This window comes from Streptomyces sp. NPDC014889 (assembly GCF_043081205.1).
Lineage (GTDB): Bacteria > Actinomycetota > Actinomycetes > Streptomycetales > Streptomycetaceae > Streptomyces.
Map to the genome: position 1 here is coordinate 374,879 of NZ_JBIBWH010000002.1, position 14,578 is coordinate 389,456.

Annotated in this window: 15 protein-coding genes; 6 read left to right on the top strand and 9 right to left on the bottom strand. The window is 73.9% G+C overall.

Annotated features, from left to right (window positions below; translation table 11 throughout):
• Nucleotides 1-186 precede the first annotated feature (186 nt).
• Nucleotides 187-1,071, bottom strand: a complete 885-nt coding sequence (locus ACF09J_RS04815) for a hypothetical protein (RefSeq protein WP_392303932.1) — start codon at nt 1,069-1,071, stop codon at nt 187-189.
• A gap of 195 nt (nt 1,072-1,266) precedes the next feature.
• Nucleotides 1,267-1,899 (bottom strand): TetR/AcrR family transcriptional regulator, encoded by a 633-nt coding sequence (locus ACF09J_RS04820; RefSeq protein WP_392303933.1) that lies wholly within the window; start codon nt 1,897-1,899, stop codon nt 1,267-1,269.
• Between the two features lie 77 nt (nt 1,900-1,976).
• Here ACF09J_RS04820 and ACF09J_RS04825 point away from each other — a divergent pair, with 77 nt between their 5' ends.
• From ACF09J_RS04825 to ACF09J_RS04835, 3 genes are all read left to right on the top strand, one after another.
• On the top strand, nt 1,977-2,573 hold the full coding sequence (locus tag ACF09J_RS04825; protein ID WP_392303934.1) for a peroxiredoxin-like family protein: 597 nt from the start codon (nt 1,977-1,979) through the stop codon (nt 2,571-2,573).
• Between the two features lie 162 nt (nt 2,574-2,735).
• Entirely contained in the window at nt 2,736-3,566 is an 831-nt protein-coding gene (locus ACF09J_RS04830; protein WP_392304171.1) for a hypothetical protein, read from the top strand.
• Entirely contained in the window at nt 3,563-3,937 is a 375-nt protein-coding gene (locus ACF09J_RS04835; protein WP_392303935.1) for a transcriptional regulator, read from the top strand. Before ACF09J_RS04830 ends, ACF09J_RS04835 begins: the two co-directional genes overlap by 4 nt.
• Before the next feature lie 259 nt (nt 3,938-4,196).
• On the opposite strand, the gene ACF09J_RS04840 is transcribed toward ACF09J_RS04835, so the two are convergent.
• A complete protein-coding gene (locus ACF09J_RS04840) occupies nt 4,197-5,615 on the bottom strand; it encodes a hypothetical protein (protein ID WP_392303936.1) in 1,419 nt (472 codons plus the stop codon).
• A 125-nt stretch (nt 5,616-5,740) separates the two neighbouring features.
• Here ACF09J_RS04840 and ACF09J_RS04845 point away from each other — a divergent pair, with 125 nt between their 5' ends.
• Nucleotides 5,741-6,976: a molybdopterin-dependent oxidoreductase gene (locus ACF09J_RS04845; protein ID WP_392303937.1), complete on the top strand. Its 1,236-nt coding sequence runs from the start codon at nt 5,741-5,743 to the stop codon at nt 6,974-6,976.
• A gap of 367 nt (nt 6,977-7,343) precedes the next feature.
• Here ACF09J_RS04845 and ACF09J_RS04850 read toward each other — a convergent pair whose 3' ends face one another.
• Genes ACF09J_RS04850 through ACF09J_RS04860 form a run of 3 tightly spaced genes read right to left on the bottom strand, consistent with a single transcriptional unit; the run spans nt 7,344 to nt 9,447 of the window.
• On the bottom strand, nt 7,344-8,099 hold the full coding sequence (locus tag ACF09J_RS04850; protein WP_392303938.1) for a class I SAM-dependent methyltransferase: 756 nt from the start codon (nt 8,097-8,099) through the stop codon (nt 7,344-7,346).
• Between the two features lie 14 nt (nt 8,100-8,113).
• Complete coding sequence (locus ACF09J_RS04855) at nt 8,114-8,755, bottom strand: DUF2064 domain-containing protein (RefSeq protein WP_392303939.1); 642 nt, start codon at nt 8,753-8,755, stop codon at nt 8,114-8,116.
• Nucleotides 8,752-9,447, bottom strand: coding sequence for a glycosyltransferase family 2 protein (locus ACF09J_RS04860; RefSeq protein ID WP_392303940.1), 696 nt, complete (start codon nt 9,445-9,447; stop codon nt 8,752-8,754). The genes ACF09J_RS04855 and ACF09J_RS04860 overlap by 4 nt, the downstream gene beginning before the upstream one ends.
• A gap of 123 nt (nt 9,448-9,570) precedes the next feature.
• Here ACF09J_RS04860 and ACF09J_RS04865 point away from each other — a divergent pair, with 123 nt between their 5' ends.
• Together ACF09J_RS04865 and ACF09J_RS04870 are read left to right on the top strand one after the other, a co-directional pair.
• On the top strand, nt 9,571-10,305 hold the full coding sequence (locus ACF09J_RS04865; RefSeq protein ID WP_392303941.1) for a response regulator transcription factor: 735 nt from the start codon (nt 9,571-9,573) through the stop codon (nt 10,303-10,305).
• 2 nt (nt 10,306-10,307) lie between these two features.
• Nucleotides 10,308-11,423, top strand: a complete 1,116-nt coding sequence (locus ACF09J_RS04870; protein WP_392303942.1) for a sensor histidine kinase — start codon at nt 10,308-10,310, stop codon at nt 11,421-11,423.
• Nucleotides 11,424-11,431: 8 nt separating this feature from the next.
• On the opposite strand, the gene ACF09J_RS04875 is transcribed toward ACF09J_RS04870, so the two are convergent.
• From ACF09J_RS04875 to ACF09J_RS04885, 3 genes are all read right to left on the bottom strand, one after another.
• Nucleotides 11,432-12,433, bottom strand: a complete 1,002-nt coding sequence (locus tag ACF09J_RS04875) for an NAD-dependent epimerase/dehydratase family protein (RefSeq protein ID WP_392303943.1) — start codon at nt 12,431-12,433, stop codon at nt 11,432-11,434.
• 104 nt (nt 12,434-12,537) lie between these two features.
• The gene (locus ACF09J_RS04880; RefSeq protein ID WP_392303944.1) at nt 12,538-12,918 is read right to left on the bottom strand and encodes a VOC family protein; all 381 of its coding nucleotides are present in this window, start codon (nt 12,916-12,918) and stop codon (nt 12,538-12,540) included.
• 201 nt (nt 12,919-13,119) lie between these two features.
• Nucleotides 13,120-14,496, bottom strand: a complete 1,377-nt coding sequence (locus ACF09J_RS04885) for a helix-turn-helix domain-containing protein (RefSeq protein ID WP_392303945.1) — start codon at nt 14,494-14,496, stop codon at nt 13,120-13,122.
• Nucleotides 14,497-14,578: the final 82 nt, after the last annotated feature.

Genomic DNA, 14,578 nt, shown 5'->3' on the forward strand with positions numbered 1-14,578 from the left:
CCCGCCACGGGGGGTGCGAACGAGTCTGCCCCTGCATGATGCCGCCCGCGTGCCTCCCCCCGGAGAGCAGGCGGCCCGACCCCGCGCGGGGGTCACTGGGTTCAGCGTCGCGCGAGCGCCGACTGTCACGGGTGCGGGGGCACTGGCACGAAGTCAACACAACTGTGCGGCGATGCGCCCAATCCGTCACTCGGTCTTCGCCGCACCGGCCTGGGGGGCGTGACCCGGCGGACTGGCCTGTCCGGGCTTGTCGTTGTTCGCGTTCTTCCCGTTCTGCGCGCTCTTCCCGTTCTGCGCGTTCTTCTCGTCGGCCGAGTTGCCGTTCGACTGCCCGTTCTCCTTGTCCGGGCCGCTCCCGCCGCCCGAGGCGTTCCCGTTGCCCGCGTGGCCCGCGTTGCCCGTCCGGGCCTGCGACAGCTGGTCGGCGCAGTAGGCGTCGACGTTGTCCTCGCCCCCGGCGGCCTCGATGAACCGCTTCCAGGCCGTCGACTCCAGCGCCTTGCCCCTCCCCTTCACCGACGCGTACGCGCGGCAGTGAGCCTGGATGTCCTTGGCCGTGGGCGGGCGGTCCCGGGTCTCGGTCAGCGTGGGCGTGGGCGTGGGGGAGCCGGGCTCGGACGGTGCGGCGCCGGCGGTCGCCGGTGTCGATGCGGGAGCCGGGGCCCGGGGAGCGGTGGGCGACGGGTGCCGCCGTACCCGGCCGTCGTCCTCCGCCTTCCCGTCGGATTCCGGTGAGCCGATCGCCGCGATCGCCACGCCGCTGAACGTCAGGCCGGCGAGGAGCACGGCGACGGCGGTCCGCAGCGACCGCCGCCCCAGGACGCGCCGCGAACGCCAGTCGTCCCGCCTCCGCGCCCGTGCCTGCCGGTGGACGCCTTCCTCCCGGGCGGCCCGGAACGCGGCCACGGCCCGCCGCTCGGCCGACGCGTCGAGGGCCTCGGCGCGCAGGGCGCGGCGGAGCACGGGCTCCAGCGCGGCGGCGCGGGTGTCGTCGTCGGCCCCGGACCCGTGGCCGCCCGTGCCGGCGCGTCGGCGGTCCGTGCCCCCACCGTCGCTGTGTCGGTCGCCCATACCCGTGTCCATTCCATGAGGTCGCTACTCGTACGCTCTACGGATCCGACGCCCTCGCTGCTCATTCCGACTGCCTCAGCGTATGGAGACCGTCTCCCGTCACACCGGGCTCCGGCCGACGGGTCCGGCCAGGACGGGGCCGGGCGGGACAGGGCCCGCCCGGGGAAACCTTCTCGCAGGGGGCTCCGGCTGCGTTCAGGCGCCGAGGTCGCCGGGACCGCCGAGGCCGTCGAGGAGCAGGGCGAGCCCGCCAAGGAACTCCTGGTCGGCGCCGACTCTCCGGGCGTGCCGGGCGGTCTCCGTCATGTGCGGGAACTCGGCCGCCGGCAGCTCGGTGATGGCCACGGTGCCCGCACCGGACAGGGCCCCGAGGTGTTCGAGCTGGATGGCTCCGATGACGTAACTGAGCAGTCCGCGCAGGGCGACGACCCGCCGCTCGCCCTCGACGCCCGCCTCGGTGAGGACGGCGAGCACCGCCTCCGACCAGCGCAGCACCCCGAGGGAGTGGTGCCGGTGGGTGATGGCGAGCGGGACGATCGCCGGGTGGGCGGCAACCGCGTCGCGCAGTCGCCGCACCATGACCTCGACCCGCTCGCGCCACGGCATGCCGGGGTCCGGCGGCTCGACGTCCACACCGGCGAGTACGAGTTCGACGACGAGCCGTTCCAGTTCCTCGCGGTCGTCCACGTACCGGTAGAGCCCCATCGTGCTCATGCCGAGTTCGTTGGCGACGGCGCGCATCGACAGTCCGGTGAGTCCGTCCCGGTCGATGACGGCGAGGGCGGCCGTGGCGGGCTGGTCCGGCGTGAGTGAACGTGGGCGTGGCATGGCGGTTGACAGCGTACGGCATACGCCTACGCTGGTAAGCGTATGCCGTACGCCTACGAAGGGGGAGCGTCGTGCCCATGTCCCGCAGTCCGGTGAGGCCCTGTTCGACCGTCCGGGAAAGGCGTCTCACCGCCGTCTCCGGCGAGCGGGTCGCCGTGCCCGATCCCGGTCGGCTGATCCACCTCCAGTTCCGGCGGTTCGCCGGCTGCCCGGTCTGCAACCTGCATCTGCGCTCGGTGGTGCGGCGTCACGAGGAGATCGAGGCGGCCGGTGTCCGCGAGGTCGTGGTCTTCCACTCGCCCGCCGACGAGCTGCTGCCCCACACCGCCGATCTTCCGTTCGCGGTCGTCGCCGACCCGGACAGGCGGCTGTACCGGGAGTTCGGCGTGGAGAGCTCGCCCCGCGCCCTGCTCGATCCGCGCGCCTGGTGGCCGATCCTCCGGGCGGTCGTGAGCGGTCTGCGGGAGGTCGTCCGCGGGCGGGAGCACCTGCCCGCCACCAGCCCGCACGGCGGCCGCCTCGGCCTCCCCGCCGACTTCCTCGTCGCGCCCGACGGCCGGGTCCTGGCCGCCAAGTACGGCGAGCACGCCTACGACCAGTGGTCGGTCGACGAACTGCGGGAACTGGCGGCCGCGCACACGGCAGAGCCCCGAAGGCCCGAACAGCGCAGCTGATGTGCCCGCCTTCCTGCCTCCCCGCTTCCCCGGCGCGGCAACTTACTCTTGCATGCCATGTACTTTGTAATGCAGAGTAAATGAGGATCATGAGCGGGCGGCGGACCGGCGGCCCGCCACCGGGCGCCGCCCGGGCGCGACCACAAGGGGGACATCGTGGGAATGGGAACACCGTCGCCGATCAGCGCGGAATCCGGACCGAGGGCGCGCGCGGCCGGCCTGCTGGCGGCGACGGAAGGCCTGCGGGCCAGTACCCGCGCGCAGATGAACGGCTCATGGGTCTCCCTCCTCGGCTTCGGCCTTCTCGCGCTGGCGGCCGCTCCGATCGCCCGGTACGCCTTCAACTTCGGAGCCCACGGCCGGAACATCGGCTCCTATCCGGCCTTCGCCTACGCCGAGTTGACCGGTCTGTGCGTCGTCCACGAACCGGGAACCCCTTGTCTGAGGGGCGAGTTCGACGGCGCCTTCCTGCGTTTCGTGGGATGGGGCGTGTGGTTCGCGCTCCTCCCCCTGGCCTGGTTCGTCTTCGCCCGCCGGTACCGCCTGCGCGGCGAGGCCCGCGGGGTCGTCCCCCGCCGCGGCATGTGGCTCAGCACCACCGCCATCGCCACCGTGGTGATCACGGGCGCCCTGCTGTGCCTGCTGTTCGCCAGGGACCAGCCCTGGGAGGTTGAGCTGCTGGAGAACAGCTACGCCTCCCCGTGGTACCTGGTCGGCATCGGACTGCTCGCCCTAGGGACGGCCGAACGCAACTGGACGGCCGCGGTCGCCGGCATCGCGCATGCCCTGCTGCTCACCGCCTACCTCAGTGCCTCCTGGGGCACCGGACTGCTTCCCTGGCAGCACCCCGCCCACCCCGGCTGGACCGACGGACCGCAGGCCAAGGCGCTCCTGCTCGCCGCCGTCCTGCTGGTCGCCGGCCTGGCCGAGCGGGCGGCGGCCCGTCGGCGCGCCACGCCCGGCCCCGCCGACGCGGGTACGGTTGCCCCATGAGTGCCGGGGACTCGACCGCTGAGCGGGCCGAACAGGAAGGACTCCATCCGACCCGGTCGCTGGACGACACCGTCCACCAGCGCGTGCGGCTCGGCATCCTCACCATCGCCAGAGAGGCCGACCGCGTCGAGTTCGGCTTTCTGAAGAAGCAGCTCGCCGTCACCGACGGAAATCTCTCCCGGCACCTGAAGGTGCTGGAGGACTCCGGCCTGATCACCCTGGAGAAGGGCTACGCCGGCCGCCGCCCCCGCACCTGGATCACCCTCACCCGCCCCGGCGCCCAGGCCCTGGACGCAGAACTCCACGCCCTCCGCGCCCTGGTCCAGCGCCTGGAATCCCCCCGCCCCACGCCAGGCCCGTCCGACACCTGATCACGTGCCGACGTCTCGCCGAGGCCCTGGTGAACCGGGGTTCCCGGGACGGGCCTCCGGTGGGTCACTCGGAGGCGTTGACCACCAGTACGGCGTGGGAGTTGTCCGGGAGCGGGTCGTCATGCCGGGAGATCGCCGGCACGTCCGGACTGTCGGCCGGCCGGGATGACCTCGGCCCTCGCCAGAATCTTCTTGTCAAGGGTGACGGCTGTGGCATCCAGCCGAAGCGACCGGGCCCTTCCGACCTCCTCGGTGGCGGTCACCACCCCGTGAGCAGCAGGTGGTTGAGGAGTAGCGCGAGCAGTGCCTGGGTGGTGAGCCAGGCGCGGGTGGAAGCCCAGGATGTTCGGGTGGAACCGAGAGCCTGGGGGCGGGTGAGGAACGCGCACGCCGGGAGCAGCCACAGCGCGAAGGGCAGCCAGATGCGTTCCGTCTCCGCCTTGCTCATGCCGGACAGGTCGGCGGCCAGCAGGGCGAGGAGGGCGGCGGAGACCAGGAGCGCGAGGCGGGCCTCGGCCGTCCGGCCGGGGGCGTCGTCGCCGCGGCGCCGGACGAGCACCGCACCGGTCCGCCGCAGGCCCGCCGCCGTCGCCAGGCCCGTGATGAGCACCGTGCAGGCGAGGTTGGCCCATACCCAGTAGCCGTAGGGGCGGACCCCGCCCACGCCCTGGTAGTAGCGCGTGACCAGCAGGTGGTACGCCTCCCACCAGTCGAACCCGGCGAGCATGAACGCCGTCGGGACCACGGCCAGCCCGGCGATCAGGGGCACCAGCAGGGCGGGGCGCCCCCGGATCCCGTGCCGGCCGAGCACCAGTACCGCCGCCGCTATCAGCGCGACGAGCGTGAGGCCGTACGACAGGTAGCAGGTCAGGCCGAACAGCAGCCCGGACGCCCCCGCCGACCACAGGGACCGTCCGGTGACCGCCAGTGCGAGCAGCGCGACCGCCCACGCGGCCACCGCCGCGAAGTACGCGTCGGCCGAGGTCCCCATCCACACGGCCGCCGGGGCCAGGACGAGGAAGGGCGCCGCCCCTCGGGCGAGTGACTCGTCGGCCAGGGCGCGGACCGTGATCAGCACGGCCACGCAGGCCGTCGCCCCGACGGTGATGCACCACGCCCCGGCCCAGCCCCCGCCCCGCAGCCCGACCCGGTCGAGCAGGACGAAGGTGAGCGTGGCCGCGGGCGGGTGGCCGGCGACGTGGGCGGGCCAGTTGTCGGGGGAGCCGAGCAGGATGTGCTGGGTGAAGCCCCGCAGCGCCGCCGGGATGTCCTGGAAGCGGTCGATGACCTGGAGGTACTCGTTGCCGGTGGTGAGCCGGCCGGCGATGCCCCGCTGCCAGCCGTCGATCAGGGCGAGGGAGTAGATCCACGCCATGGCCGTGCCCCACGTCAGGGGAACCAGGGCCCGCCAGGGGAGACGGGCCGCGAGCCCAGGCCCGTACGCCACGGTGGCGAGCGCCACCAGGACGGCCATCGGGGTGCCGGGGCCGAGATGCGGTTCCCAGGACGCCAGCAGCGGGGGCCAGTCGACGAACAGCGTACGGCTGGTCCCCTGGATGTGGCGGCCGACCAGCACCGCCGTCGTCACGAGCAGCACGGCGGCCCCGGCTGCGTACAGGTCACGGCGACGGCCACGGGGCACGCCGGAGCGCGTGGTGCCGGGCTCGGTGGAGGTCATGGTGCGGATCACACCGGAACGCTAGGCCGCACGGCCGGCCACGGACCGCTGTCCGGCCCCGACGTCAGCATTTCGTCATGGGTTGCGCGGCCTTTCGCGCGGTGCTTCCGGCCTACCGTCGGGACATGCGCGACCGCGACGCCCCACGGCTTCCCTCCTCGCCCGGCTTCTGGCGCAGCCCCCTGCGCGGCCCCTGGTTCACCTCGGTGCTGGGCCTCGTCCTGCTCGTCGGCATCACCGTGCTGTTCGTGACGGGCCTGGTCTCGTACGCCGCCTACAACCCCGGTCTGTCGCCGGTGAACGACAAGACGCCGGACAAGGGGATCCTCGGCTTCTACCTCTTCGCCTGGCCGACGAGCCCGCACTGGCTGTACCGGCTCACCCAGGGCGTCCACGTCACCCTCGGCATCACCCTGATCCCCGTCCTGCTGGCCAAGCTGTGGTCCGTCGTGCCGAGGCTGTTCGCGCTGCCGCCGGCCCGCTCGCTCACGCACGCCCTGGAGCGGATATCGCTGCTGCTCCTGGTGGGCGGCGCCCTGTTCGAGTTCGTGACCGGCGTGCTCAACGTCCAGCTCGACTACGTCTTCCCCGGCTCGTTCTACCCGCTGCACTTCTACGGAGCGTGGGTGTTCTTCGCCGCCTTCGCCGCCCACGCGGCGCTGAAGACGCCCACGGCGCTGCACAGTCTGCGGCGCACGCGGGAGGAGGGGAACGACCTGGTGTCCCCGCGCCCCGCCGAGCCGACCGTCTCCCGCAGGGGCGCCCTGTGGTTCGTCGGGGGCGGCTCGCTGCTGCTGTTCGCCACCACGGTGGGACGGAGCTTCGACGGTCCGCTGCGGCGTACCGCGCTCCTCGCGCCGCACGGCGGCGGCGATCCCGGCAGTGGCCCGAACGGCTTCCAGATCAACAAGACCGCCGCCTACGCCGGGATCGACACGGCCGAGACGGGCGAGGACACATGGCGGCTCGTCGTCACGGGACGCACGGGCACCGTCCGCCTCCGCCGGGAGGAGCTGCTCCGGCTCCCCCTGTACAGCGCGGCACTGCCCATCGCCTGTGTGGAGGGCTGGTCGACGTCGGACCAGTGGTGGCGCGGGGTGCGGCTGCGCGACCTCGCGGCGCTCGTCGGGTACGACGACCCGCCGGACCTGTTCGTCGAGTCCCTCCAGCGGAGCGGCGCCTTCCGGAAGGCCGCCCTGCGCGCCAACCAGGTGGCCGACCCGCGTTCCCTGCTCGCCCTGTACGTCAACGGCGAGGAACTCTCCCCCGACCACGGCCACCCGGCGCGGATCATCGTGCCCGCCGCGCCCGGTGTGCTCAACACCAAGTGGGTGGCCCGGATGACGTTCGGAGACCTGTGATGCTTCCCCGGCTTTCCCGGCTTCCCCGCATTCCGCTCGGCGGCAGCCCCCTGCAACTCCTGCTGCTCGCCTGCTCGTTCGCGCTCGCCGCCTACGCGGGTGTGCGGTTGCTCGCGGACGACTGGTTCGGCGTGACGCTGTGGTTCGTGGGGGTGGCGCTGCTGCACGACCTCGTGCTGCTGCCCCTCTACGCGGTCGCGGACCGTGCGGTCGTACGGGGGCTCGGCGCGGTCCGGCGCCGCGAGGGGGCACCGGCCGCGCCCGGGACGCAGTGGGGGCGGGCGTCGTACGTGCGCGTACCGGCGGCCCTCTCCGGGCTGCTCCTTCTCGTGTGGTTTCCGCTGATCAGCGGCATGGTGGAGCGGCGCTACCGGCTCGCCACCGGGCTGCCGGTGGATGTGTTCCTCGCCCGCTGGCTGCTGATCACCGCCGTCCTCTTCGGCGGCTCCGCGCTGCTGCTGGTGCTGCGGCTGCGCAGGGCGGCGAAGCACCGTCCGCCGGCCGTCCACTGACCGGCCGGTTCCCAGCCCTGCGCGTACCGGAGCAGCGCCCGCGTGCCGAGCCGCGCCCAGGGGAAGAGGGCGTCGGTTCCACCGGCGTCGGTGAGGTCGACGACCTGCACCTGGGCGCGTTCGTCGACGTCCACCGGGGCGGTCTCGGCGATGAGCAGGCCACCGGGGCGCAGGAGCCCGGCCACCCGGTCCAGGAGCGCACGCGGGTCACCGCCGATGCCGACGTTGCCGTCCATGAGCAGGACGGTGCCCCAGCGCCCCTCGTCGGGCAGCGGCTCGAAGACCGAGCGCCGCAGCGCCCGGCCCCCGAGTCGCAGGGTGTGGTCCACCGCGGCCTCGCTGACGTCGATGCCGAGGGCGGTCCGGCCCCCGGCGGCGAGTTCCGCCACCAGTCGCCCGGGCCCGCACCCCACGTCCAGCACGGTTCCCTCGCAGCGGTCCAGTACGTCCCGGTCGACCGCGTCGGCCCGGGCGCACCAGCGTTCCACCTCCAGCGGCAGCAGCCAGCCGTCGGCGCGGCGCAGGAACAGCGGGCCGCGGCCGGCGCGCAGGGCGGCGTCGTACGGGTCGGCGGTCGCCCAGGCGAGGGCGGTGGAGGGCGGGGTGCTCATCGGCGCACGGGCGCTCATCGGCGCCCGGCCGGGTTCGGGGCCGGCTCCACGACCGCCGTGCACCGGGCCAGCCGTGCCGCGAAGCGGCCGTGCGGGGCCAGGGCGGCGACGGCGTGGGCGTCGGCGGCGGTGTCGACGTCACGCAGGGAGGGCAGGTCGCGCACCCGCAGACCGGCGGTGCGGAGCCGGTCCCGCAGGGCGGCTCCCGTCACCGAGGTCGACATGGGCACGCCGCGCAGCAGGCCGGGTTCGGGGCGCGCCAGGCCGAGCGCCCAGAAGCCGCCGTCCTCGGCGGGGCCGAAGTGGGCGTCGCAGCCGGTGAAGTCCACGGTGAGCAGTTCCGGCGTCACCTGCGGGGTGTCCATGCCGATGAGCAGGGCCGGGCCGGCGCAGCGCGCGAAGGCGTCCGCCAGCCGCTCGTCAAGACCGCCCGCGCACTGTGGTACGACGTCGAAGCCGCGCGGCAGCCAGGGGCCGGGGGCGCCGTCGAGGACGAGGACGCGCCGGAAGGCGGGCGCGGCCGCCACGGCGTGCAGCGTGTCCGCGAGGGCCGCCTCGGCCAGCCGAGCCGCCTGACCGGGCGTGAACGGCGGGGTGAGCCGGGTCTTGACCCGGCCCGGCCGCGGCTCCTTGGCGATGACGAGGAGCGTGGTCAACGGACGGTTCCTCCTCTGTGCGCGGGGGGTTCGCTCAACACCCGGCTCATGTCCCGTACCGCCTGCCAGGTGCCGCGCCAGGTGCCCGTCACCTTCGAGACCCCGGTGCGCGGCAGGTACGGCACGTCGTGCTCGGCGATCCGCCAGCCGGCGTCGGCCGCGCGCACGACCATCTGGAGCGGATAGCCGCTGCGCCGGTCGGTGAGGCCGAGGGCGAGCAGGTGCTCGCGGCGGGCGGCGCGCAGGGGACCGAGGTCGTGCAGGCGCAGCCCGGTGCGGAGGCGCAGCAACCGCGCGAGCGCCAGGTTGCCGGCCCGGGCATGCGCGGGCCACACGCCCCGGCCCCGCGGACGCCGTCGGCCGAGCACCAGGTCGGCCTCGCCGTCCCGCACTTCACGGACGAAGGGGACGAGGAGCGACGGGTCGAGGGAGGCGTCGCCGTCGCAGAAGCAGACCACGTCGGCGGTGGCGGCGGTCAGCCCGGCGTGGCAGGCGGCGCCGAAGCCCCGGCGCGGCTCGTGCACGACGGTGGCGCCGCACGCGCGGGCGACCTCGGCCGAGCCGTCGGTGGAACCGTTGTCGACGACGAGCGCGCGCCAGCCCGGCGGAATCCGTTCGAGCACCCAGGGAAGGGCCTCGGCCTCGTTCAGGCAGGGCAGCACCACGTCGACGTCCGAAGGAGTCGTCGTCACGGTCTCACCCTACGAATGCGAATCGGGGCATACCGGGCGTTCGCTCCTTACGAAACGCGGACGTCCGAGGCCGGGGCGGGCTTCGGGTGCGCCCCCGCGACGGCGCGGTGCCAGGCTGGAGGCATGCAGCAGGAGCCGTACGAGCGCCTCGGGGCGCAAGCCGCCGACGGGTCCCCCCGCATCCTGGTCGTCGACGACGATCCGACCGTCGCCGAGGTCGTCGCCGGGTATCTGGACCGCGCCGGCTACCTCGTCGACCGCGCCGACGACGGCCCGGCGGCCCTTGCCCGCGCCACCGCGCACCGGCCGGACCTGGTCGTGCTCGACCTGATGCTGCCCGGCATGGACGGCCTGGAGGTGTGCCGGCGTATCCGAGGTCACGGACCCGTGCCCGTCATCATGCTCACCGCCCGCGGTGAGGAGGACGACCGCATCCTGGGCCTGGAAGTCGGCGCCGACGACTACGTCACCAAGCCCTTCAGCCCCCGCGAGCTGGTGCTGCGCGTGGAGTCGGTGCTGCGCCGCAGCAGGCCCGCCGCCGCGGGACACCGACTGGGGGCGGCCGGTCTGACCGTCGACCCGGCGGCCCGCCGGGCCACCAAGAACGGCACCGAACTCGCGCTCACCCTCCGGGAGTTCGACCTGCTCTCCTTCTTCCTGCGCCATCCGGGGCGGGCCTACGGCCGGGAGGACCTGATGCGCGAGGTGTGGGGCTGGGACTTCGGCGACCTGTCGACCGTCACGGTCCATGTACGCCGCCTGCGCGGCAAGGTGGAGGACGACCCGGCCCGGCCCCGCCTGATCCAGACCGTGTGGGGCGTGGGCTATCGCTTCGGCCCCACCGAGGACGAGGACTGACCGTGCGTGACACCCTCCTCATCGCCCTGTACGCCTTCGCCGGCGCCGCCGCCACGGGCCTGGCCGGAGCGGGCGTACTGCGCCTGATCCGGCGCCGCTCGCTGACCGCCTCGCTCGCCGTGGTCGCGACGGTCGGGGTCGTCGCGATGCTCGCGGGCACGCTCGCCGTCGCCCGCGCGATGTTCCTGTCGCCGCACGACCTGACCGTCGTCACGACCGTCGTCGCCATGGCGGCCGTCGTCTCCCTGGCCACCGCGCTGCTGCTGGGCCGCTGGGTCGTCGCCCGCAGCCGCGAACTCGCCGTGGCCGCACGTTCCTTCGGCGACGGCGGCGACTTCGCCGCACCCCGGGGCGCGACCACCGCCGAACTGGACGAACTGAGCCGCGAACTGGTCGCCACCAGCGCCAGACTCGCCGAATCCCGGGAGCGGGAAAGGGCGTTGGAGACCTCCCGGCGCGAACTCGTCGCCTGGATCTCGCACGACCTGCGTACCCCGCTGGCCGGCCTGCGCGCCATGTCGGAGGCTCTGGAGGACGGTGTCGCCGCCGACCCCGACCGCTACCTGCGGCAGATGCGCACCGAGGTCGAGCGCCTCAACGACATGGTCGGCGACCTCTTCCAGCTCTCCCGCATCCACGCCGGCACCCTGGCCCTGGTTCCCACCCGGATCTCCCTGTACGACCTGGTCGGAGACGCGCTGGCGGGAGCCGACCCGCTCGCCCGGGAGCACGGGGTGCGGCTGGTGGGCGACCGCGTCGAGCCGGTACCGGTGGAGGTGGACGGCAAGGAGATGAGCCGGGTGCTGGGCAACCTGCTGGTCAACGCCATCCGCCGGACTCCCGCCGACGGCACGGTCGCGGTCGCCGCGGAGCGTTCCCCCGAGGGCGTGGTGCTGTCGGTGACGGACGGCTGCGGCGGCATACCCGAGGAGGATCTGCCGCGCGTCTTCGACACCGGCTGGCGCGGCACGCACGCGCGGACGCCCCCGGCCGGCGCGGGCCTGGGCCTCAGCATCGTCCGGGGCATCGTGGAGGCGCACCAGGGCCGGGCCACCGTGCGCAACATTCCCGGCGGTTGCCGCTTCGAGGTGGTGCTGCCCACCGCCGCCGCTCCCTGACCGCGCGCCTACGCCCCGCGCATCCCGGCCCGCGCGAACTCCGTCATGCCTTCCCCGAAACCGACTTCCGGCTTCCAGCCCAGCCCGGCCCGCAGCCGCGACGAGTCCGCGGTGATGTGCCGTACGTCCCCGAGCCGGTACTCGCCGGTGACGACCGGCTCGGGGCCGCCGTACGCGGCGGCCAGCGCCCGCGCCATCTCGCCGACGGTGTGCGGTTCACCGCTGCCGGTGTTGTACGCCGTCAGCGCACCCCGGGCGGCCTCCGCCTCCAGCGCCACCGCGTTGGCCGCCGCCACGTCCCGGACGTGCACGAAGTCCCTCAGCTGCCGCCCGTCCTCGAACACGCGCGGTGCCTCGCCCCGGGCGAGGGCCGAGCGGAAGAAGGAGGCGACGCCGGCGTACGGGGTGTCGCGGGGCATTCCGGGCCCGTACACGTTGTGGTAGCGCAGCGACACCGCCGATCCGCCGGTGCAGCGGGCCCAGGCGGCGGCCAGGTGCTCCTGGGCGAGCTTGGTCGCCGCGTACACGTTCCGGGGATCGGCCGGGGCGTCCTCGTCCACAAGGCCGGGCGAGAGGCCGTCCCCGCACGCGGGGCAGACGGGCTCGAACCGGCCGGCGTCGAGGTCGGGGACGGAACGCGGCCCGGGCCGTACGACCCCGTGCCGCGGGCACTCGTACCGCCCTTCCCCGTAGACCACCATCGACCCGGCCAGCACGAGGCGCCCGACGCCGGCCTCCGCCATGGCGGCGAGCAGCACGGCGGTGCCCAGGTCGTTGCGTGAGACGTACTCCGCCGCGTCGGCGACCCCGTCGCCGAGCCCGACCATCGCGGCCTGGTGACACACGGCGTCCACACCGGCCAGGGCGCCGCCGACGGCCGAGGGGTCCCGCACGTCGGCTCCGGGGACCTCCCGCACGTCGAACACGAGCGGGTCGTGTCCGCGCTCCCGGAGCGCGGCGACGACATGGGACCCGATGAACCCGGCACCGCCGGTGACCAGTACGCGCATACGGCCACGCTAGGCCCGCACCGCCACCGCACCACGGGTTCGCACCCGCACGTCACGACTCCGTAAGGCACACACCGGGGCGAGCCCGCTGCGCGCTCCCGCCGTCAGAGCGGGTTGAGGCGCGCCTTGAGCAGGCAGAACTCATTGCCCTCGGGGTCGGCGAGAACGTGCCACGACTCCTCGCCGGTCTGGCCGATGTCGGCCGGGCGCGCCCCGAGCTTCAGGAGGCGTTCGAGTTCGGCGTCCTGATCGCGGTCGGTGGCATTGACGTCGATGTGCAGCCGGGACTTCCCGGGCTCCGGCTCGTCCCTGCGGCTGAGGATGATCGTCGGCTGCGGGCCGCCGAACCCTTCGCGCGGCCCGATCTCGATGCACTCGTTCCCTTCGCGCTCGAGCACCACGAAGTCCAGGACCTCGCACCAGAACCGCGCCAGCACCTCGGGATCGTGGCAACCGAGCACGACCTCACTGATACGACATGCCATGGACGAACCTACTTTCAGCCTGGGAACTGCCGGTGCGGCCGCGCGGAACTCCTGGGCTCCCCGCAGCGGGCATGCGATCGAGACCGTACCGGGCGAGGCGAGCAGGTGCGACGAGTTTTTGCTCCGCCGCGTTGTGCAGAGGTGGACCGCGGCGAGGACCCCCAGCGGGGCCCTCGCCGCGGTCCTCGGGCCCGGGGCCTGTCAGCTCTCCCGTTTGATCCACTCGCCGCCGCCCAGCGGGTAGTCGTAGCCGGGACGGCCGCTGTCGGCGCTGGTGCGGAACGCGGTGCCGTTGTTGTCGATGTGGACGGTGCCGCGGCGGCTGCCGCTGGACCAGTCCAGGGTGAGATCCCAGCGGACGTCGTGCGCCTTGGCGTGGGCGGTGACGTAGAAGACCTCCGGATCGGACTCGCTGACCTTGTACGGGAAGTCGCGCTGGCCGTTCTTGACGGTGACCGTGGGGCTGCCGTTGTCCAGGTCGATGTCGAACGACTTGGTGTCGACGCCGCCGCCGCAGCCGACGCCCATCGCGTAGTCGTTCCAGGCGAGCGGCACGCCCTTGCTGACGACGCGTACGTGCAGTGCCTCCAGGACGACGGTCTCCGCGCCGGTGCCCTGGACGGTGAGGGCGACTCGCTGTTCGCCCGAGGAGACCGCACCGTACGCGGCGGCCCAGCGCGGGGCGTCCTGCTCGTTCGCGGGCGGACCGACCTGCTCGGGTTCGCTGTCGACGAGGAAGTGCTGGCTGCACGGGTTGTCGTAGACGTACGGGCGGGTGCCGACGGTGAGCGGGACGGCGCCGGTGCCGTCGGCGGGCTTGGCCACGCTCTGCTCGCCGCCGCCGCGCGAAGCGCCGGAGCCGGCCCTGCCGGACCCGGTGGCGGAGGCGGAGGCCGGCGCGGACGGTGTGCGGCTCTGCCCGCTCGCGGCCGGCGAGGGGGCCGGCTCCTTGACGTCGGCCGTGCCGGCGCTCGCGGTGGCGCCGGCTGCCTGCTCGCTCCGTGCGTCGTTCCTGCCTCCGCCCGACAGCGGCTGCACGACGAGCACCACCGCTCCCACGACGACGGCCACCGCGACGGAAGCGATCAGCGCCGTGCGACGACGCCGTGGCAGCGCGGGTCCTCCCGCCACGTCGACGACAACCGGCTCACCCGGCTCACCGCCCTCGCCCGGTCCGGTGTCCACCGTCCGCGGCGAACCGGCCGCAGGAGCCACCCCGGCCGAACCGCCCCCTTGGGGCGCGTCGTTCGCTGTGGTGGGTTCCGCGCCGGCGCCGCCCGCCCCCGCCCGTGTCGCCGCGGCCTGGTCCGCCTTGCGCCCCCGTGCCGCGTCCGCCACGATCCAGCGCCGGTGCAGTTCCACGAGCTCCTGCGGCGTCGCCCGGCACACCCGTGCGAGGCGCTCCACCGGCGCGTACTCGTTCGGGACCGCGGTGCCGTTGCAGTAGCGGTGCAGTGTCGACGTGCTCATGTGCAGCCGCTTGGCCAGCACCCCGTAGCTCAGGCCCGAGCGGTCCTTGAGCTCCCGGAGCAGCGTCGCGAACTCGTCGGTCCTCCCGGCCCCCGCAGCCCCTGACACCCGTTCCACCCTCTCCCCGTGTCCCATTCAGGCGTTCCAAGGACACCGTATTCCCCCTGGTCACAGCACGTTTCGGTGTTCC